Annotated in this window: 22 protein-coding genes; 9 read left to right on the top strand and 13 right to left on the bottom strand. The window is 66.2% G+C overall.

Features of this window, described 5'->3' with window-relative positions:
* Positions 1-29: 29 nt before the first annotated feature.
* From J2X92_RS25995 to J2X92_RS26005, 3 genes are all read right to left on the bottom strand, one after another.
* Positions 30-1,355, bottom strand: a complete 1,326-nt coding sequence (locus J2X92_RS25995) for a lytic murein transglycosylase (protein ID WP_307580152.1) — start codon at positions 1,353-1,355, stop codon at positions 30-32.
* Positions 1,356-1,365: 10 nt separating this feature from the next.
* A complete protein-coding gene (locus J2X92_RS26000; protein ID WP_307580154.1) occupies positions 1,366-3,075 on the bottom strand; it encodes a RecQ family ATP-dependent DNA helicase in 1,710 nt (569 codons plus the stop codon).
* A gap of 160 nt (positions 3,076-3,235) precedes the next feature.
* Positions 3,236-4,153, bottom strand: coding sequence for a manganese catalase family protein (locus tag J2X92_RS26005; RefSeq protein WP_307580156.1), 918 nt, complete (start codon positions 4,151-4,153; stop codon positions 3,236-3,238).
* A gap of 245 nt (positions 4,154-4,398) precedes the next feature.
* Here J2X92_RS26005 and J2X92_RS26010 point away from each other — a divergent pair, with 245 nt between their 5' ends.
* Entirely contained in the window at positions 4,399-4,599 is a 201-nt protein-coding gene (locus tag J2X92_RS26010) for a hypothetical protein (RefSeq protein ID WP_307580158.1), read from the top strand.
* Between the two features lie 43 nt (positions 4,600-4,642).
* Here the strand turns inward: J2X92_RS26010 and J2X92_RS26015 are convergent, their stop codons facing one another.
* Positions 4,643-5,359 (bottom strand): alpha/beta hydrolase family protein, encoded by a 717-nt coding sequence (locus J2X92_RS26015; protein WP_307580159.1) that lies wholly within the window; start codon positions 5,357-5,359, stop codon positions 4,643-4,645.
* A 224-nt stretch (positions 5,360-5,583) separates the two neighbouring features.
* On the opposite strand from J2X92_RS26015, the gene J2X92_RS26020 reads away from it, so the two are divergent.
* Positions 5,584-6,147: a DUF4142 domain-containing protein gene (locus J2X92_RS26020; protein ID WP_307580161.1), complete on the top strand. Its 564-nt coding sequence runs from the start codon at positions 5,584-5,586 to the stop codon at positions 6,145-6,147.
* 109 nt (positions 6,148-6,256) lie between these two features.
* Positions 6,257-6,586 carry a four-helix bundle copper-binding protein gene (locus tag J2X92_RS26025; RefSeq protein WP_307580163.1) on the top strand — a complete coding sequence of 110 codons (330 nt, stop codon included), beginning with the start codon at positions 6,257-6,259 and terminating at the stop codon, positions 6,584-6,586.
* Between the two features lie 30 nt (positions 6,587-6,616).
* On the opposite strand, the gene J2X92_RS26030 is transcribed toward J2X92_RS26025, so the two are convergent.
* Positions 6,617-6,997 carry a hypothetical protein gene (locus tag J2X92_RS26030; RefSeq protein WP_307580164.1) on the bottom strand — a complete coding sequence of 127 codons (381 nt, stop codon included), beginning with the start codon at positions 6,995-6,997 and terminating at the stop codon, positions 6,617-6,619.
* 146 nt (positions 6,998-7,143) lie between these two features.
* On the opposite strand from J2X92_RS26030, the gene J2X92_RS26035 reads away from it, so the two are divergent.
* Complete coding sequence (locus J2X92_RS26035) at positions 7,144-7,425, top strand: hypothetical protein (protein WP_307580166.1); 282 nt, start codon at positions 7,144-7,146, stop codon at positions 7,423-7,425.
* On the opposite strand, the gene J2X92_RS26040 is transcribed toward J2X92_RS26035, so the two are convergent.
* The 4 genes from J2X92_RS26040 to J2X92_RS26055 all read right to left on the bottom strand — a co-directional run bounded on the left by J2X92_RS26040 (position 7,374) and on the right by J2X92_RS26055 (position 11,307).
* Entirely contained in the window at positions 7,374-8,636 is a 1,263-nt protein-coding gene (locus J2X92_RS26040; protein ID WP_307580168.1) for a dihydrolipoamide acetyltransferase family protein, read from the bottom strand. The genes J2X92_RS26035 and J2X92_RS26040 overlap by 52 nt on opposite strands.
* Positions 8,637-9,650 (bottom strand): alpha-ketoacid dehydrogenase subunit beta, encoded by a 1,014-nt coding sequence (locus J2X92_RS26045; protein WP_307580170.1) that lies wholly within the window; start codon positions 9,648-9,650, stop codon positions 8,637-8,639.
* 5 nt (positions 9,651-9,655) lie between these two features.
* Positions 9,656-10,897 (bottom strand): 3-methyl-2-oxobutanoate dehydrogenase (2-methylpropanoyl-transferring) subunit alpha, encoded by a 1,242-nt coding sequence (locus J2X92_RS26050; protein WP_307580172.1) that lies wholly within the window; start codon positions 10,895-10,897, stop codon positions 9,656-9,658.
* A 128-nt stretch (positions 10,898-11,025) separates the two neighbouring features.
* Complete coding sequence (locus J2X92_RS26055; protein ID WP_307580174.1) at positions 11,026-11,307, bottom strand: GIY-YIG nuclease family protein; 282 nt, start codon at positions 11,305-11,307, stop codon at positions 11,026-11,028.
* Between the two features lie 30 nt (positions 11,308-11,337).
* Between J2X92_RS26055 and J2X92_RS26060 the strand changes: the two genes are divergently transcribed.
* The 3 genes from J2X92_RS26060 to J2X92_RS26070 all read left to right on the top strand — a co-directional run bounded on the left by J2X92_RS26060 (position 11,338) and on the right by J2X92_RS26070 (position 12,401).
* Positions 11,338-11,610, top strand: a complete 273-nt coding sequence (locus tag J2X92_RS26060; protein WP_307580176.1) for a helix-turn-helix domain-containing protein — start codon at positions 11,338-11,340, stop codon at positions 11,608-11,610.
* A 117-nt stretch (positions 11,611-11,727) separates the two neighbouring features.
* Entirely contained in the window at positions 11,728-12,039 is a 312-nt protein-coding gene (locus J2X92_RS26065) for a hypothetical protein (RefSeq protein WP_307580178.1), read from the top strand.
* A 71-nt stretch (positions 12,040-12,110) separates the two neighbouring features.
* Positions 12,111-12,401 carry a DUF1330 domain-containing protein gene (locus J2X92_RS26070; protein ID WP_307580180.1) on the top strand — a complete coding sequence of 97 codons (291 nt, stop codon included), beginning with the start codon at positions 12,111-12,113 and terminating at the stop codon, positions 12,399-12,401.
* A gap of 307 nt (positions 12,402-12,708) precedes the next feature.
* On the opposite strand, the gene J2X92_RS26075 is transcribed toward J2X92_RS26070, so the two are convergent.
* Together J2X92_RS26075 and glmS are read right to left on the bottom strand one after the other, a co-directional pair.
* Positions 12,709-13,131: a DUF6766 family protein gene (locus J2X92_RS26075; protein WP_307580182.1), complete on the bottom strand. Its 423-nt coding sequence runs from the start codon at positions 13,129-13,131 to the stop codon at positions 12,709-12,711.
* A 125-nt stretch (positions 13,132-13,256) separates the two neighbouring features.
* Positions 13,257-15,137, bottom strand: coding sequence for a glutamine--fructose-6-phosphate transaminase (isomerizing) (glmS, locus tag J2X92_RS26080; protein ID WP_307580183.1), 1,881 nt, complete (start codon positions 15,135-15,137; stop codon positions 13,257-13,259).
* A 139-nt stretch (positions 15,138-15,276) separates the two neighbouring features.
* On the opposite strand from glmS, the gene J2X92_RS26085 reads away from it, so the two are divergent.
* Complete coding sequence (locus J2X92_RS26085) at positions 15,277-15,762, top strand: Lrp/AsnC family transcriptional regulator (protein ID WP_307580185.1); 486 nt, start codon at positions 15,277-15,279, stop codon at positions 15,760-15,762.
* Between the two features lie 26 nt (positions 15,763-15,788).
* Here J2X92_RS26085 and glmU read toward each other — a convergent pair whose 3' ends face one another.
* Positions 15,789-17,219 (bottom strand): bifunctional UDP-N-acetylglucosamine diphosphorylase/glucosamine-1-phosphate N-acetyltransferase GlmU, encoded by a 1,431-nt coding sequence (glmU, locus tag J2X92_RS26090; protein WP_307580187.1) that lies wholly within the window; start codon positions 17,217-17,219, stop codon positions 15,789-15,791.
* Here glmU and J2X92_RS26095 point away from each other — a divergent pair.
* Positions 17,218-18,105, top strand: coding sequence for a DUF6279 family lipoprotein (locus tag J2X92_RS26095; protein WP_307580189.1), 888 nt, complete (start codon positions 17,218-17,220; stop codon positions 18,103-18,105). The two genes, glmU and J2X92_RS26095, sit on opposite strands and share 2 nt — an antisense overlap.
* Before the next feature lie 16 nt (positions 18,106-18,121).
* Here J2X92_RS26095 and J2X92_RS26100 read toward each other — a convergent pair whose 3' ends face one another.
* Positions 18,122-18,892 carry a Crp/Fnr family transcriptional regulator gene (locus J2X92_RS26100; RefSeq protein ID WP_370878293.1) on the bottom strand — a complete coding sequence of 257 codons (771 nt, stop codon included), beginning with the start codon at positions 18,890-18,892 and terminating at the stop codon, positions 18,122-18,124.
* Positions 18,893-18,940: the final 48 nt, after the last annotated feature.

An 18,940-nucleotide genomic window follows, 5' to 3' on the forward strand; every position in this document is an offset into this window, starting at 1 on the left:
GTCGTCTCCTTCGGTTTCGCGGCGGGCGCCTAGGGCTGTTGCAGCCGCAGCAGCAGCTCTGCGCTCGGATACCCGTCCGCGGGCAAGCCGACGCTGCGCTGGTAGCGGCGCAGCCCCTCGCGCGTGGCGGGGCCCATCACGCCATCGGCCGCACCGGTGGCAAAGCCGCGCTGGCTGAGCGCGGTCTGCAGTTCGACTACCTGGCTGCGCGAAAGCGCCGCCGTGTCTCTTGGCCACGGCGCCTGCACGCCCGGCCCACCGCCAAGGCGCTGCGCAAGCAGGCTCACGGCGAGCGCGTAGTTGGTCGAGTTGTTGTAGCGCAGGACGGCACGAAAGTTGGGCCCGACCAGAAAGGCCGGGCCGCGTGCGCCCGCGGGCAGCAGCACGCTGGCGTCGGCCAGTTCGGGCAGCGGCTGACCGTCGATGGCGCGCAGCCCCTCGGCCGCCCATTGCGCGCTGGGCTGGCGCACGGCCATGTCGGCACGACCGAAGTCGAAGCCCGCGGGCAACTGCACCTCGACGCCCCAGGGCACGCCCGCCTGCCAGCCCGAACGAGCGAGAAAGTTCGCGGTCGAGGCGACGACGTCGGGCATGCTGCCCCAGATGTCGCGCCGCCCATCACCGTCGGCGTCGACCGCATAGGCCAGGAAGTTCGAGGGTAGGAACTGCGTCTGGCCCATGGCGCCGGCCCAGGAGCCGATCATGCGTTCGCGGGCGATGTCGCCGCTGTCGAGGATCTTCAGCGCCGCGAGCAACTCGCGACGAGCCCAGTCTTCGCGCCGTCCTTCAAAGCCGAGCGTTGCCAGCGCATCGACGACGGGGGTGTTGCCGTAATTGCCGCCGTAATTGCTTTCCATGCCCCATATGGCCACCACCACGGCGGGCGGTACGCCGTAGCGCGCCGCGGCCAAGTCGGCTTCGGCGCGCACCTGCTGCAACTTGTCCTGTCCGGTGGCCACGCGCTGCGGCGTGACGGCGTTGTCGAGATAGTCCCACGTGGTGCGCGTGAACTCGGGCTGCGCGCGATCGAGTTCGATGACGCGCGGCAGGTATCGGACCTGGTCGAACGCGTTTCGCAGCGTGGCCTCGCTGATGCCTTGCGCACGCGCGGCAGCGCGAAAATCTGCAACCCACTTGGCGAACCGCGGTTCGATGGCCGCGTCGTCCGGGGCGGCCTGTCTTGGCGCAGTAGGCGCGGGCCGTACAACGGCTGTCGATTCCGTCGGCTTGGCGCCCGGCGCGGCCGGTGTCGACGGAGCGGACGCGCAGCCTACCAATAGCGCGGCCAAGGCCGTGGCCCCTGCCAGGAGCGCGAACCTGCCAGAAAGCGAGAAGGTGATGCTGGATGAATGCATCAATCGATTCTCACCCCTGGCTCGCGGACGCTGTTACGAGACGCTGCTCTTGCCGCCGGGCCCGCCGCGCGGGGACGGGACGCACGAATTCGGGCTGGAAACATCGCTGGCTTCCGTCGGCGAATTCGATCGTGACCGAAACCGCATCGGCGCCCACCACGCTGCCGACGCCGTAGCGTGGAACGCGGACAGAAGCGCCACGCGCAAACGCCACGCGCGGCGGTGGCGCCTGCGCCGCATCCGCCTCTGCAAGCTGCGCTTGCGCGGCCTGCTCGCGCTCATGCCTTGCAAGCCGCACGCAGTTGTCGCAGGCACCGCAGCGCGCCGCGAGTTCATCGCTGCCCAGGCCCGACAGCAGCACCTGCCAGCGGCACATGCCGGTGGTCGCGTAGAAGGTCATGCGCTCCAGCGCCTCGCGATCCTGCTCGCGCTTTTCACGATGGTCTTTCAACAAGGCATCGAGTTCGGCGTCTTCGAGGGGCGGCTTCTTGCCCCAGCGTAGCAGTCCATCGCCTTCGCGCTCCACCAGGTCCTCCTGCCGCAGCAGGCTCAACAGTACGCGAAGCTTGCCGCGCGGCAAGTGCGCTCGCTGTTGAAGCTCAGCCGCCGACCAGCCCGGCCGCGAATCGGGCGGCGCACTGGCCAAAACCTGCTGCAGCGCGCGCAGCTCGGCCGGCTCGGGCAGCCAACCGGCCAGAAAAAACTGCTGCACGGCTTTGTCTTGCCGCAGGTAGAGCAGCACACAATCCGCGCGCTCGCCATCGCGGCCGGCACGGCCCGTCTCTTGGTAATAGGCGTCCAGGCTCGACGGCATCTGGTAGTGCAGAACGAAGCGGATGTCGGGCTTGTCGATCCCCATGCCGAATGCGTTGGTCGCGACCATCACGCGAAGTCTTCCGGCCATCAAGGCGTCTTGTGCATCGTGCCGCTCACGCGCACGCAACTTGCCGTGGTACAGGCCGACGGATTCGCCGGTGCCGACCAGTTTGGCAAAGAGCGCCTCGGCCGCTTTCACGGTCGCGGTGTAGACGATGCCGCTGCCCTGCAGGCCCGCAACCAGTGCAAGCGTGCGATGCAGTTTGTCTTCTTCGCGCATCGCGGGCTCGACGGCGTAATGCAGGTTGGGCCGATAGGCACCGGTGTCGACCAGGCCTGCGCGTGGAATGCCGAGCTTCTGCATGATCTCTGCGGCCACCTCGTCGTTGGCAGTGGCCGTGAGGGCCAGCACCACCGGGTTGCGCAAGACCCGAATCGCGGCGCCGATCTCGAGAAACGCGGGCCGGAAGTCGTGCCCCCACTGCGAGATGCAGTGCGCCTCGTCCACCACCAGCAGGGACGTGGACCGGCGCTGCAGCAGCTGCAGGAAGGACGCATCGGCCAATCGCTCCGGCGTGCTGAAGACCACGCGTGCAGTGCCGTCGGCAATGGCATTCTCCGCGGCCTCGATCTCATCGGCGGAGCACTGGCTGTTCAGCTGCACGGCGCGCACGCCATTGGCTTCGAGCTTTTCGCACTGGTCCTTCATGAGCGCGATCAATGGCGAGACCACTACGGTCTGCCCGGTCGCCAGCACCGCGGGCACTTGGTAGCAGAGCGATTTTCCGGCGCCCGTGGGCATGACGGCGAGCGTTGATTCACCCGCCACGACGCGGTCGATAACGCGGCGCTGTCCCGGCCGCAGCCGCTCATGGCCGAACACGTCGCGGAGCACGCGGTCCACATCGGATTCGGTCGCATGTGACCGGCTGCGGCCGTTCCGAGTCTTGGCGGCTGCATGCGAACGCGCAGGAGATTTCGGCGGATTTTTCGGGCTCATCCGCGCATGCGGCGACCGTCCCCGCGTCGCTTCTTCTTGAGCGCCATCGCCACCAGCACCACCGCTATGCGGTGGGCTTACCCAACTGGTTGGCCAGTTCGTCGAGGACGTCGTCGTCCGACATCCCCAGCTCGGCGCCGGTGGGCGGATTGCTGGCCGGGTCGGACGCCGTCCTGACAGCCATGGCCTCCACAGCGGCCTGATCTTCGGCGCTGAGTTGCACCGAAGATTCGCCGGAGTCGCCGTCCACCGCCATCTGCTGCTCGGGGTCGTCGACGTATTCCCATTTCTCGCCCTGGTTCCAGGGGCCGCGCACCTCGCCGTCCTTGGACATGTCGAAGTAGACCTTCGTGAACTCGGGCATGCCGGGCAGCTTGCCGGGCGGGAAGTTCGGCTGAATGGCGTAGAGCGCCTTCTCGAACGACTTCTGGTGCGCGATCTCGCGCGTCATGAGAAAGCCCAGCGCCTCTTTCACACCGGGATCGTCCGTGAGGTTGATCAGCCGCTCGTAGATGATCTTGGCGCGTGCCTCCGCTGCGATGTTGGAGCGCAGGTCGGCCGTGGGCTCGCCGATGGTGTCGATGTAGGCGGCCGTCCAGGGCACGCCGGCCGAGTTGACGAGGGCCGGGCCGCCGCCATAGAGCACCTGCGTCACGTGGCTGTCGTTGCCCGCGCCGGTGATGGTGCGAAAGGCTTCGGCTTCGGCATCGACGCCTTCGGCAAGGCGACCCTTGGCGCCCTTGTTGAGCATGGCGACGATGGTGCCGATGACTTCCAGGTGGCTCAGTTCCTCCGTAGCGATGTCGAACAGCATGTCCTTGCGGCCTGGATCGTCTTCACCCACGGCCTGTGTGAAATAGCGGCAGGCCGCGGCCAGTTCGCCTTGCGGGCCGCCGAACTGTTCGAGCATCAGGTTCGCGAGGCCGGGATTGGTCTCGCTGACGCGCACGGTGTATTGCAGTCGCTTGTTGTGAGAGAACATGAGCGGGCTCCTTCGACAAGAGAGTGGTGGACGAAACGGCTGAAGAGAAAAACGGTTTCCATGGTGCAGAGCGCGCTATGTGCCGGACTCGGCATGTGCGCCACGAAGCTGTAGGTTGATTCCGTCTTCGCAGTGCAACCGCCCGCGCAGGACATTGCCTGCACCGCGTGTTCAATCCGTCCGATGGGCCACCGCGGTCCCGCGGCAGACCATGGTCCCTGTCGCTATGGACAGGAGCACCAGACATGAACCGCAAACAAGCGCCCGCCACACCGGCGGATACGGTGACGCGGCAGCCGGCGTCGGGCCTGCCACTCGAAGCCGAGGTGCGCGCAAAGGACCTCGAACTGGATGAGTCGCCCATCCCGGACGACACCGCCAACGACGAAGCGCAGCCCGGCACGGGTGAGAACGCCCCGGGATTTTTAAAGCGCCGCAAGCCCTGAGCACGCCAGCGCGGCGGCTGACGTTTGGCCGAGCCCCGCGGGCTCAGGCAGCGTCGTGCGCCTCGCCGTTTTCGGCGGCTGCCGGTCTGCCGGCGACCTCGTTCATCCAGCGCATCAATTCATAGCGGAACCGGCTTCGCGCTGATTGGTCCGACAGTTCGTGGTCCGCCCCTTCCAGCAGGCGGTAAGCCAGTGATCGCGCATTCTTGAATGCCGACTTGAAGCTTTTGACTGCCGGGTGGGGCACGGTCTCGTCGTCTTCGGATTCGATCAGCAGAACATCGCCCTTGAACGCTGCGCATGCGGCAAGCGCCGAGTTTTCTTCCGGACCCCGCATGCTGCGCCGATACTGGTCGAGGTCGTCCTTGTCCAATTCCTGCTTCGGCACGAGCCAGTCTTCGTCGCGGTACAGCGCTGGCGAACGCAGCACCATCCACTGAAGCGGCCTTTGCGCGCTCAAGAGCGTGCCGAGGTAGCCGCCGTAGCTGATGCCGATAAAGGCCACGGATCTTTGGCCGACGGGCCGCTCGCCGACCAGGCCGTCGTACGCTGCCACGAGTTCTTTGAGGTTCTGGTCGCGGTTCATGTTCTGCCGCGAGGCATCGCCATTTTCGCGTCCCGGAAAATCGACGCAGCAAGTGGCCCATCCTTGATCGTGGAGCGCCCTGCATATCTGGTCGTACTGCTCAGGGTTGCCGTCGTCCCAGCCTGGCGCCAGCAGTACCAGAGCCTCTTGCTGCTGCGATGCACGTGCGTTCATTGCCAAGACTGCCTTTGCTTCCGGACATCAATTCACGGCCAGTTACTTTACACACGCGCTCATTGATGAGTCGCCGCCTTTGCAGCATGCGATGCGTGGCTGCCACAAGTGGTTATCAGGCCACAGGTGCAGCTGCCGTCCGACAGGGCACGCGGCGTGCCCGGCTTAGATTTTGTTGCGTGTCGCCAAGGCGATGGTCCGCTTGCGGGCCGGCAAGGAGAACCATGAAAAAAAAGCTCGAGACCCTTCTGCGCGCGGCCATGCTCGCTGGAATGGCGGGACTCGCCGCGGGGTGCGCCGCTCCGCCAGAGCCCGTGGCGCGGTCCGGCACAACGGCGGCGACTCGCACGGCCGGCTTTCAAGATCCGCAGTTCATCACCGCAGCAGCCGGCAATGGCCGGTATGAAATTCAGGCCTCGCGAATGGCCATGTATCGCGCGGCCAGCCCACAAGTGCGAGGCTATGCACAGATGCTCATCGATCACCACACGCGAACCCACAACGAACTCAGGGAGCTGGTTCGCGACAGGGGAATGAGGCTTCCCGGCGTGTTGCCGCGCGGCAAGTACGCCAAGCTGGACCGCCTGGCTTCAGCCACGGGAGATGACTTCGATCGGATGTACATCGGGCTCGTCGGCATTGAAGACCATCAGGCCGACATTGCGCTCTTCGAGCGCGCGAGCCGCGAGGCCCGCGACCCCGAGCTGCGTGCGTGGGCAGGCAAGAAGCTGCCGACGCTGCGCTCGCACCTCGAAGCGGCCCGCTCGCTCAGCTCGGCAATGCGCTGATCGGGGGCTGACGCCCGCTCCGGCCAGCGGTCCGATGACGAGTCAAATCTCACGCGCCGATGCGCTCCTTTCCTACAAGTGCGAATGGCCGGCGAGTGAGCATCGTCCAATGCCACACGAAACCTACGCCGCGTGCATCGAGGCCTGCAACGGCTGCGCCACCGCCTGCAACCACTGTGCCGCTTCTTGCCTGAAGGAATCCGACGTCAAGATGATGGCCAGGTGCATCGCGCTCGACATGGATTGCGCGGCCGCATGCCAATTTGCCGCAGCTGCCATGGGACGCGGCAGCGAATTCGCCAAGGCCATTTGTGCCCTTTGCGCGGACATCTGCCAAGCCTGTGGCGAAGAATGTGCCAAGCACAAGCATGGGCACTGCCAAACCTGCGCCAAGGCCTGCAAGGACTGCGCGGCCGCGTGCCGCGAGATGGCCGGCTGAACCGCAGCCTGGCGAATGGGCGGTTGCTCTTCAGCGCTTCTTGCGCAGGAGCTCCGCCTGTTTTGCCAGCTCTACCGCTTCGACGACCTGCTGGATGGAAAGCGGGCCGGCCAGCAGCACCTCGCCTGCAAGAACGCTTTCCAGCGCGGCGCGTCCTTCGCGCCCTGTCAGCCAAGCGAACACCGAGGTGATCGAGCCGCCGCCGAACCTGGCCTGCAGCGCCTCGGATGCCGCGCGGCTGACCTCGACGAACGCCGCGTGATCGGCCGCGGCCGAAGCGGCGCGAACCACCACGCAGTACGCTTCGAGCTTGTCGGCTTCCGCGCGCAGGCGGTCTGCCTTGGCTGCGTTGGGGGCGGCCGGATCATGGGGTGCCGGTTTGGAGGGATCGGTGAACGGATCGGAAGGCATGGAGGCATTCATTGCAAGAAGCCTCCGATTGTCGCGGCACCCGGTACCCTGCCTGGATTCACGACGATCTTGTTACTCACCGCTGCGCTCCGGAGTGCATAGAGTTGCCTCGCGGGCCACCCACGGCGCGCCACAAGGAGCCGGCGATGACCCAGGAATGCAGCACCACCGACAGCCGAGTCGCGCAAGCGATCGGCCTCTACCGCAGCATTGCAGCGTGCGATGAATGCATTGCGCGCGGCGATGACGTTCATGCGATCACGGCGGCGCTGATGCTGCCCTGCTACCAGGCTGAGTTCATGCGCGTGGTGCTCGAACTGGGCCCGAAGGAAGAGAACGAATTGAGTACCGCACTGCGGGGGAGCGGCCGCCCTTCTCACTCGACAAAAAGCAGCGCGGGGCATTCGAGCGACGCCCGTACGGCTTGAATGAATTCGGACGCAAGCTGCCCGTCCACCACCCGGTGATCGAAAGAGGAGGACAGGTTCATCATGCGGCGCGCAACCACCGCGCCGCCTTGCATCACCGGGCGCTGCACGATGCGGTTGACGCCGACGATCGCGACCTCGGGCGCGTTGATGATCGGCGTGGAAGCAATTCCGCCCAGTGCGCCGAGGCTGGTCACGGTGATGGTGGAGCCGCTCAGCTCGTCGCGCGTGGCTCGGCCGGCGCGCGCGGCTTCGGCCAGGCGCGCGATCTCGGTTGCGCTGGACCAGAGGTCGCGCGCTTCCGCGTGGCACAGCACCGGCACCATGAGGCCGGCCGGCGTCTGCGTGGCAATGCCGACGTGCACCGCACCGTGCCGCGTGAGCACGCCCTTTTCGTCGTCGAACCGGGCGTTGATCTGCGGGAAGCCCGGCACCGCCAGCACCACCGCTCGCACCAGCAGCGGAAGCAGTGTCAGGTGCGCGCGCTCGGCGCCCCAGCGTTCATTGATGCGAGCGCGCAGCAGCTCCAGTTCGGTGACGTCGATCTCCTCGACGTAGGTGAAGTGCGGAATGCGGCGCATCGCATCCTGCATGCGCTGTGCAATGCGGCGGCGCACGCCGGTGATGGGCACGGCCTCTTCGTCGTTGCGCTCGGCAAGGGGCGACGCAGTCGGCGGCTGCGGTGCGTGGCGGCGGACGAGCCAGGCGTCGAGGTCCTCGTGCAGGATGCGGCCCGGGTCGCCGCTGCCCGGTACTTGTCGAAGGTCGATGCCAAGGAGCGCGGCCCGATGGCGCACCGCGGGCGAGGCGAGCGGCTTGGCGGACGATGGGCGCGTGCGTTCGGCCGACGCGGGTGTCGGCACTGGCGGGGGTATGGGTGCAGGCGCAGGCGCAGGCGCAAGTGCAATTGCGGCTGCCGGTGCCGGTGCTTGTGCCGGCGCGGCCCGCACCGCCTCCGTCTCGCCGCTGGCCCCCACATCGATCCGGATCAGCTCCGCCCCCACCGCCATCTGCCGCCCCACTTCGCCGCCGAGCGCGAGCACCTTGCCGGCCACCGGCGAGGGGATCTCGACGGTGGCCTTGTCGGTCATCACGTCGGCCAGCACCTGGTCTTCGATCACCGTGTCGCCGGGCTGCACGTGCCAGGCCACCAGTTCCACCTCCGCGATACCTTCTCCTAGATCGGGCACCTTGATTGCATGCGTGGCCATTCAGTCCTCCATGGCGCGCCGAAGCGCGGCGCCAACGCGGGCCGGGCCCGGAAAGTAGGCCCACTCCTGCGCATGCGGATAGGGCGTGTCCCATCCGGCCACACGCCCTATCGGCGCCTCCAGGTGGTGGAAGCAATGTTCCTGCACCAGCGCCGCCAGCTCGGCACCAAAGCCGCTGGTGCGCGTGGCCTCGTGCACGATCACGCAGCGGCCGGTCTTCTTCACCGATGCGACGAGGGTCTCCAGGTCCAGCGGCCACAGGCTGCGCAGGTCGATGATCTCGGCGTCGATGCCAGTCTCTTTGGCGGCCGCTTCCGAAACGAACACCATGGTGCCGTAGCTGATCACCGTCAGGTCGGCGCCGGGGCGGAACACCGTGGCCGATTCGAGCGGCACCGTGTAGTAGCCCTCGGGCACTTCGCCGAGTGGATGGCCGGTCCATGACACCAAGGGCCGGTCATGGTGGCCGTCGAAGGGGCCGTTGTACAGCCGCTTGGGCTCCAGAAAGATGACGGGGTCGTCGTTCTCGATCGAGGCGATCAAGAGGCCCTTGGCATCGCGCGGATTGGAGGGCATCACCGTGCGCAGCCCGCAGACGTGCGTGAACAGACCCTCGGGGCTCTGGCTGTGCGTCTGGCCGCCGTAGATGCCGCCGCCGCAGGGCATGCGGATGGTGATCGGCGCGGTGAAATCGCCCGCTGAACGGTAGCGCAGGCGCGCCGCCTCGGACACGATCTGGTCGTAGGCGGGATACACGTAGTCGGCAAACTGCACTTCCACCACCGGGCGCAAGCCGTAGGCGCCCATGCCGATGGCCGAGCCGACGATGCCGCCTTCGTTGATGGGCGCATCGAACACGCGCGAGCGGCCGTACTTGGCCTGCAGGCCTTCGGTGCAGCGGAACACGCCGCCGAAGTAGCCCACGTCCTGGCCATAGACGATCACGTTGTCGTCGCGCTCGAGCATCACGTCCATGGCGGAGCGCAGGGCCTGGATCATGGTCATCGAAGCCATGGCGTTCATCCCTCCGACGCCAGCTGTTCGCGCTGCCGCTTCAAGTGCTCGGGCATGTCCTTGTAGACGTCCTCGAACATGGTCGCCGCGCCGGCGACATGGCCGTCGGCCATGGAGCCAAAGCGCTCGGCCTCCCTCAGCGCGGTGTTCACCTGCGCATCCAGGTCCGCCTGCGTCTGCTCGTGCTCCTGCTGCGACCAGGCACCGATGGACGTGAGATGTTTTGCAAGGCGCGGAATCGGATCGCCGAGCGGGAAATGCGCCCAGTCGTCGGCTGGCCGGTAGCGCGAGGGATCGTCCGAGGTCGAGTGCGCGCCGGCGCGGTAGGTCACCCATTCGATCAGCGTCGGCCCGAGGTTGCCGCGGGCACGCTCGGCTGCCCAGCGCGAGGCGGCCAGCACCGCGAGAAAGTCGTTGCCATCCACGCGCAGCGAAGCGATGCCGCAGCCGACGCCGCGCGCCGCAAAGGTGGTGGCCTCGCCGCCGGCAATGGCCTGGAAGGTCGAGATCGCCCATTGGTTGTTGACCACGTTGAGGATCACCGGCGCGCGGTACACATGCGCAAAGGTGAGCGCGGTGTGGAAGTCGGACTCGGCCGTGGCGCCGTCGCCGATCCATCCCGAGGCGATGCGCGTGTCGCCCTTGATTGCCGAGGCCATGCCCCAGCCCACCGCCTGGATGAACTGCGTGGCCAGGTTGCCCGAAATCGAGAAGAAGCCGGCCCGCTTCATCGAATAGCACACCGGCAGCTGCCGGCCCTTGAGCGGGTCGCGCTCGTTGGACATCAGCTCGCAGATCATCTCCACCATCGACACGTCGTCGCGCACCAGCAGCAGGCCTTGCTGCCGGTAGGTGGGAAAGCACATGTCGCCCTGCTGCAGCGCCATCGCGTGGCCGGTGGCAATGGCTTCCTCGCCCAGGCACTGGATGTAGAACGAGATCTTTTTCTGCCGCTGCGCGATGAGCATGCGGGCATCGAATGCGCGCGTCTTCATCATGGCGCGAAGGCCTCGGCGCAGCAGTTCGGGGTCGGCCTCCGGCACCCATGGGCCGACGGCGCGGCCCTCGTCGTCGAGCACCCTCACCAGCGTGTAGGCCAGGTCGCCGGTGTCGGCCGGCGATGCATCGACGGGAGGTTTTCGCACCTCGCCGGCCGGCGAAAGGTGGAGATAGGAAAAATCGGTCTCGCGCCCCGGCCGCCCGGTGGGCTCCGGCACATGCAGACGAAGAGATGCGCCCTGGCTCATCGCGTTGTCTCCGCGCTCGATGGGATCGCTCGCCAGCAAAGCCTAGCGAATTTCAGCCGAAAGCGCAGTCGGTCAAGCGCGTATTTCTCTCCATGCGCACGAGCCCCGCGCGCTCCAAGTGGTGGGCGTTACGCCACGGCTTCGAAGAAAGCAAGCTTCCGAGCGCGAGGCAGTGCCTTGACCTTGATCTCGGCCCGCAGCGCACTTCCCTTGTCAGGGTATTCGCGGGCGGCCAGTACGCGTAGCGGAGGCCGCGCGCGTGTGAACTTGGCGCCCAGGCCGAACACATGCTGGAAGAAGCGCTGCTCCACATCGAGCGCGATCCCCGCGTAGTACACGCCGCCTTCGCATTCGAGCAGGTAGAGCCAGTAAGGCACAGGTCCGGCATCGGGCAAGGTCGAGGAAGGCATGGGCCGGGATTGTGCAGCGACAATGCGCCGATGGCCCAAGGCAAACGCATCTCGGCGGACATCGACAGCGGCGCCCTCGAGGCAATCAGGCGCATGGGTGCGGCCGCCAAGCAGGCGCGCACCGATGCCGGCGAAGGCCAGGCCGCTGCGGCCGCACGGCTGGGTGTGCACGTACAGACAATCTCCCGAATCGAATCGGGCGAGCCGGGCGTCGCCATCGGACACGTGATGGGGATGCTTGCGCTCTACGGTATCGAAACGAAGTTGCTGCTTACTGGCGATGGCCAGCCTGAGTCCCCCTGACTCGGTTCATCTGCCGAGTGCGAGCAAGCGGCAGCAGGCGTACAGTCGAGTGATCGAGCCCACTGGCGCTGGCGGCTGCCGCGGCCCCGCGAGGCTCTCCACGAATGGAGGTCGAAGATGTCCCAGCACGCCATTACCGCTGTTCACTTCAAAGACGGAAAGATCGATCTCGTCGCCATTCACCCGGTTGTGGAGCAGGAGTTCGGGTCGACGGAATTCGCCCTGGGCGCGGCACGGCGAATCAGCGTTGGCGAATGCGCCGACCTCCTCGCCGCCGGCGAGGAAGTGTGCCTTGCAAGGCGCACCGAAAGCCACGCCTGGGAGGTTCTGTGCGACGTGAACCTCTTGCCGGACGGAACCGGCATCACCAGCGTCGACATCGTGGGCCGTCCCAACGATGCGTTGCAGAAGCTTCCCGCGTGGGAATGAGGGCGCCAGCAGGCCATTGAGCGAGCGGCTATATTGCCCGCTCAACAACCGAGCGAGAGAAAGAAATCACCATGGCAAAAGCCTATTGGGTCAGTGCGTACCGTTCCATCAAGGACGCCGACAAACTTGCGGCCTACGCAAAGCTGGCCGGCCCGGCAATCACCGCAGGCGGCGGGCGTTTTCTGGCGCGCGGCCTGCCCGCCGAGGTCTATGAGCACGGGTTGCAACAGCGCGTCGTGTTGATCGAGTTCGACAGCGTCGAGCAGGCCAAAGCCACGCACGACAGCCCCGATTACCAAGTTGCACTTGCCGCGCTGGGCGATGGTGTCGAGCGGGATCTGCGGATCATCGAAGGCGCCTGACCCGAGCGGGGCGCCGGAGCGCCCTATTTCTTCTGGCTGTCGACCTGCTTTTCCGCGTCCAGCCAATCCTGCACTTCCATCTCCGGGGGCACCGCCCCGACGCACATAAGCGTCATAGGCAGCGCGGCGGATGCGCGCCTCTCGCGAGTCCGCGTCTTCACTCTCGTCCTGCGTCGTTTGCTGTTGCTGCTGCTGCTGTTCAGTGGCATCGGACGGCTGCACGGCCGACCCCTCGGCGGCGCCAATCCAACCTTCTGCGAATTTTGCGCAAGCACACCGTCAACGGATGAGCGCCTTGCCGGGCACTCTATTGCTTGTTGCTGCGCTCGCGCCTCGCCCATCGCGGGTCGGTATGGCGGCCGCTGTATTCCTCGTCGATTTCTTCGATCAGCTTCTCGGCGTTCTTCGGATCGACCGCGGCAAGGATCGCGTCGAGCTTGGCCTCCATCCGGTCGTCGCCTTCCTTCGACTGCGGCGAGCCCAGGTAGAGCAGAAAGGCCAGGCCGCCCACCTGCCAGAGCAGCTGCAGGAACTCGGACTGCCAGTTCTCCAGCGTGTCGCGCATCATCTCAACCAGGTAGTTGCTGAACTCGATGGGATGGCCGAACTGCGTCTGCTCGTTCACATAGGCGAACCAGCCGAAGACCCAGTGGCCGATCAGGGAAATGAGAAAAAAACCAGCCGTGACCCAGGCGAAGCCATAGAGCTTCAAGATCGATTTCTTCTTCATGCGGGCGCCCCCTTGTTGTTCGGTAAGGGGGATTCGGCGCCTCCCGCAGCGCGAAGCGGGAAGGAGAAGGCCAACGTTGCGTCGATGGAGTGTCCTACGCCGGCGGCGTTCCGGCTCTCAGGCCCTCACTCCACGGTCACGCTTTTTGCCAGGTTGCGCGGCTTGTCGACATCGGTTCCACGCGCGCAGGCCGTGTGATACGCCAGCAGTTGCAGCGGCACCACGTGCAGGATCGGCGAGAGCGCGCCGTAATGCTCGGGCATGCGGATCACGTGCAGCCCTTCGCTGCCCTTGATCTTGGTGTCGCCATCGGCCAGCACATAGAGCACGCCGCCGCGCGCGCGCACTTCCTGCAGGTTGCTCTTGAGCTTTTCGAGCAGCATGTCGTTGGGTGCCACGGCCACGACAGGCATCTCGCTCGTGACCAGCGCGAGGGGTCCGTGCTTGAGCTCGCCGGCGGCGTAGGCCTCGGCATGGATGTAGGTCACTTCCTTGAGCTTGAGCGCACCTTCGAGCGCAATTGGATAGTGCAGCCCACGGCCGAGGAACAGCGCGTTGTCCTTGCGCGCGAAGTCTTCGGCCCAGCCGATGATCTGCGGCTCGAGCGCGAGCACGGACTGCAGCGCAACGGGCAGGTGGCGCATTTCCTTCAGATAGCGCGCTTCGTCGGCTTCGCTCAGGTGGCCTTTGCTCTGCGCGATCGCCAGGGTCAGCAGAAAGAGGCCGGCCAGCTGCGTGGTGAAGGCCTTGGTCGACGCCACGCCAATTTCCACGCCGGCACGCGTGATGTAGGCCAGCTTGCATTCGCGCACCATCGCGCTGGTGGCCACGTTGCAGATGGTCAGCGTCTGCTCCATGCCGAGCGAGCGCGCATGCTTGAGCGCGGCCAGCGTGTCGGCGGTTTCGCCCGACTGGCTGATGGTGACCACCAGCGTCTTCGGGTCGGGCACCGAATCGCGGTAGCGGTATTCGCTCGCAATCTCGACCTGGGTCGAGATCTTTGCGATGCCTTCGAGCCAGTACTTGGCGGTGCAACCGCTGTAGTAGCTGGTGCCGCAGGCAAGGATGAGGATCTTGTCGATGTCCTTGAAGACTCGGTAGGCGCTGGCACCAGTGGCGCCGTCCTGCCCGATACCGTCGAACAGCTCCGGCACGATGCCGGCTACGCCTTCGAGCGTGTCGCCGATGGCACGCGGCTGCTCGAAGATTTCCTTCTGCATGTAGTGGCGATACGGGCCGAGTTCGGCCGCGCCGCTGTGCGCCTGCACGGTGCGCACCTGGCGTTGCACGGGCTTGTGGTTGCGGTCGACGATCCAGTATTTGCCGGGCTGCACGTCCACCACGTCGCCTTCTTCGAGATAGACGATCTGGTCGGTCACGCCGGCCAGCGCCATGGCATCGCTCGCGAGAAAGTTCTCGCCGCCCTCTTTGCCCGCGCCGAGGATGAGCGGCGAGCCCGCGCGCGCACCGACCACGCGCTGCGGCTCGTCGCGGCAGATCACGGCAATGGCGTAGGCGCCGTGCAGCTGCAGCACCGCGGCCTTCACGGCCTCGAAAAGGTCACCGTCGTAGAGGCTGTCGACCAGGTGAGCAATGACTTCGGTGTCGGTCTGACTCTCGAAGACGTAGCCCTTGGCTTCGAGCGCCGCGCGCAGGGCTTCGTGGTTTTCGATGATGCCGTTGTGCACCAGTGCAATGCGGCCGGGCCGCGTGCCTTGCGCATCGGCGCCGGGGCCGTGGCTGAAATGAGGGTGGGCGTTGTGCACGGCCGGGGCGCCGTGCGTGGCCCAGCGCGTGTGGGCGATGCCGGTGAGGCCCTCGACATGGTCTTCGCGCACCTGGGTGACCAGATCCGCCACGCGCGAGGTGGTGCGCGCCCGCGTCAGGCCGCCGGCATGAACCGCCACGCCGCAGGAGTCATAGCCGCGGTATTCGAGCCGCTGGAGGCCCTGAACGAGGACCGGAACGATGTTGCGATGGGACGCTGCGCCGACGATGCCGCACATAGTGAGCTGCCTTTGGGATCAAGAGGAGGCCTGATGGTAGATACCGTGTGGAAAAATATGCGCTCGAAATTCCATCGATTTCGGACTTTTATTTCACGCTCCAGCAGTCTCGGATTTTTATTCCATAATTTGAATACATATGGAATCGATTTCTCTTGATGCAATAGATCTCCGCTTGCTGGACGCCTTACAGCGCGATGCCTCGCAAACCAACCAGCGGCTGGCCGCGGACGTAGGCATATCGCCGCCCACATGCCTGCGCCGCGTTCAGCGCCTTCGGCAAGAAGGGCTCATCGAGCGGCAGATTGCACTGCTCTCGCCCGACCGGCTGGCCACGGTGCTGGGGCACGGGCTGCAGGCAGTGATCGAAATTTCGTTGGACCGGCAAGACGCCGCAGCGCTCGATGCCTTCGAGGCGCGCGTGATTGCCGACGACGCCGTTCAGCAGTGCTGGCGCGTCTCGCCGGGTCCGGATTTCGTACTGGTGGTGGCCGCCCGCGACATGCCGGACTACGGCGCGCTGGCGCAGCGGCTCTTCACCGCCGACGCCAACGTGCGCAACGTGAAGGCTTTCTTCAGCCTCAAGCGCGCGAAGTTCGAACCCAAGGTGCCGCTCGCGCCCTGAACGCGCAGCTTGCTTGCTGCAGGAGATCAGGCCTTCGGCGTCTTCTGCGGGCGTTTCCAGTTCGGAAAGCTCACCTGCTTGCCGCGCGCCACGGTGAGCGCCCCGGGCGCGGTCGACTTGTTGACCGTGGACCCTCCGCCGATGGTGCCGCCCGCGCCGATGGTGACCGGCGCCACCAGCACGCAGTTGCTGCCCACGTGCACGTCGTCCTCGATGACCGTACGGTGCTTGTTGGCGCCGTCGTAATTGGCGGTGATGCTGCCCGCGCCGTAGTTGACGCGCTGGCCCACGCTCGCATCGCCCAGGTAAGCCAGGTGATTGGCCTTGGCGCCGTCGGCCAGGGTCGAATTCTTGACTTCGACGAAGTTGCCGATGTGCACCTCGGTGCCAAGCTGTGCACCGGGCCGCAGCCGGGCGAAGGGGCCGACGAGCGACCGTTCGCCCACCGTCACGCCGGCCTTTTCGCCGTCGATATGGGTGAAGGGGTGGATCACCGCGCCCGCTTCGATGCGCGCGTTGGCAATCACGCAGTTCGCGCCGATTCGCACACCTTCACCCAGGTACACAGCGCCCTCGAACACGCAGTTGACGTCGATCTCCACGTCGGCCTCGCAAGCCAGCGTGCCGCGCAGGTCGAAGCGCGCCGGGTCGGCCAGGCGAACGCCTTGCGACATCAGCGCATCCGCCTGGCGCAGCTGCCATGCCCGCTCGAGCGACGCCAGCTGCGCGGGGCTGTTGATGCCGGCCACCTGCAGCGCATCGGCGATCACATGCGCAACCACGGGCACGCCGTCGGCGGCGGCCAGCTTGACGATGTCGGTGAGGTAGTACTCGCCCTGCGCATTGCGGTTGTCCAGCCGCGCGAGCCAGCCCTTGAGCCGACCTGCGGGCACTGCCATCACGCCGCTGTAGATTTCGCGAATCTGGCGCTGTGCCTCGTTGGCGTCTTTCTGCTCGACGATGGCCGTGACTTCGCCAGCGCCCTGCCCTTCGGCGCGGACGATGCGCCCGTAGCCGGAAGGATCGGCGAACTCGATGGTCAGGAGCGCGAGCCGCTCGCCCGCGCTGGCGGCGATGAGTGCGCGCAGCGTTTCCTCGCCGATGAGTGGTACGTCGCCCGACAGCACCAGCACTGTGCCGTCGTCAGGCAGGAGCGGAACCGCCTGCTGCACCGCATGGCCGGTGCCAAGCTGCGGCTCCTGCCGCGCAAACTGCAAGCCGGCGCCCACGGCGCTGGCGGACATGGCGGCCTCGACCTCGGCTGCGCCATGGCCGGTGACCACGACCACGTGGCGGGCGCCGATGCGCGCGGCAGTGTCGGTCACGTGCGCAAGCAGTGCACGCCCGGCCAATCGATGCAACACTTTGGGCAGCCGGCTCTTCATGCGCGTGCCTTTGCCGGCCGCCATGATGACGACGTCGATGGGTCCCTGGTTGTCCTGCGGAATCTGATTCATGCTTCTTTCTACCCGAATGAGTGGCGCCAACTTGGCGCGAATTATCGGTGTGCTGCTGGTGGCCGCCGCGCTCGGGGCGTGCAGTGCGGTCAGGCTGGCTTACAACAATCTTCCCGAGGTGAGCTATTGGTGGCTGGACGCCTACCTCGACTTCGACGGTTCGCAGACGCCCAAAGTGCGCGATGAACTCGCGCAACTTCAGGCCTGGCACCGGCAGAACGAACTCCCCCGCGTGGCCAGCCTGCTTCAGGAAGCGCAAGCAATGGCACCGGGCGAGGTAACCCCGGCACAGGCCTGCCGCATGGCGGACCAGATCCGGGAGCGCCTGCTGGCAGTGGCCGAGCGCGCGGAGCCGGCGGGCACCGAGTTGGCCCTGAGCCTGGGCGAGAGCCAGCTGCTGCAGCTGGAGCGCAAGTACGCCAAGGTCAACGCCGAATACCGCAAGAAATGGCTCGACCGCAGCGCCGCCGAGGTCCAGGAGAAACGCTACGAGAAATATCTCGATCGTCTGGAAGACTTCTATGGCCGGTTGACCCCGGAACAGCGCGACCTGGTGCGCAGGCAGCTAGCGCAATCAACCTTCGACCCGCGGGTGATCGATGCCGGACGCCGCAGGCGCCAGCAGCAGACGCTGGAAATGCTGCGCAGTCTCAACGCCTCCAAGCCGTCGGCGGCCGAAGCGCGCGCGGCCATCCATGCCTGGGTGATGCGCTTCGCCGCCCCGCCGCCTGGGCCTGGGCGCGATCAACAGCAGGCCCTGCTGCAGGAAGGCTGCAGCAACCTGGCGGCTCTGCACAACACCACCAGCGCCAGCCAACGGGAGCGGGCAGTGCGGCGGCTGCAGGCGTACGAGGACGATGTGCGGCAGCTGGCGGCTGCACGATGAATTCGAAGCCGCGCCGCTAGATGAGCGGCGTCGGCCGCAAGGGACGCTCGAAGTAGTCGCCCAGCGTTTCAAGCGCGCGCGGCTCCAGAATGCGCAGCCATCCTGCATCGAGCTTGTAGAGCCCGAGGTTCTGTAGCCTGCGTAGTGTCTTGTTGGTGTGCACCAGCGAGAGCCCCAATGCGTCGGCCAGGTGCTGCTGGTTGAACGGAAACTCGACCCAGCCATCGCGCTCCATGCCCACGCGCTGGGCCCGGCGATAGAGGTGCATCAACAGCATGGCGACGCGCTCGCTCGCGTTGCGCCGGCCGGCGGTCACCAGGTTGTCGTCGACCAGTTTTTCCTCGCGCGCGGCCAGCCAGGTGATGGCGTAGCCCAGCCTGGGCTGGGCATGGAACAGCTCCCAAAGCTTGTCGCGCGAAAACGCGCAGAGCGTGGTGTCGGTCACGGCCTCCACGCCGTGCGTCTGGCCGTCGGCAAACTCGTCCTGCAACCCGATGAAATCGCCGGGCAGCAGGAAATTGAGTATTTGGCGACGTCCATCGCCCAGCGTCTTGTAGCGAAACGCCCATCCTGCATAGAGCGTGAACAGCTGGGTGCTCGGCCGATGCTCCTCGACGATCGCGCCGCCGGCCGGAACACGGCGGGAACCGATGCGAAACGACTCGATGGTCTTCAGTTCTTCCGCCGAGGCCGGGAGGAAGGCTTCGAGCTGGCGCAAGGCACAGTCGTCGCAGGGATTCGGGCCCTGTGGCGGCGACGCCGTAGGCAAATAGTCCTCGAATTTCACGCGCCACTATAGGCTTTTCGCCTGTGTCTTTTTACATTTCGTGGGGGG

This window comes from Variovorax paradoxus (assembly GCF_030811855.1).
GTDB classification, from domain to species: Bacteria; Pseudomonadota; Gammaproteobacteria; order Burkholderiales; family Burkholderiaceae_C; genus Variovorax; species Variovorax paradoxus_L.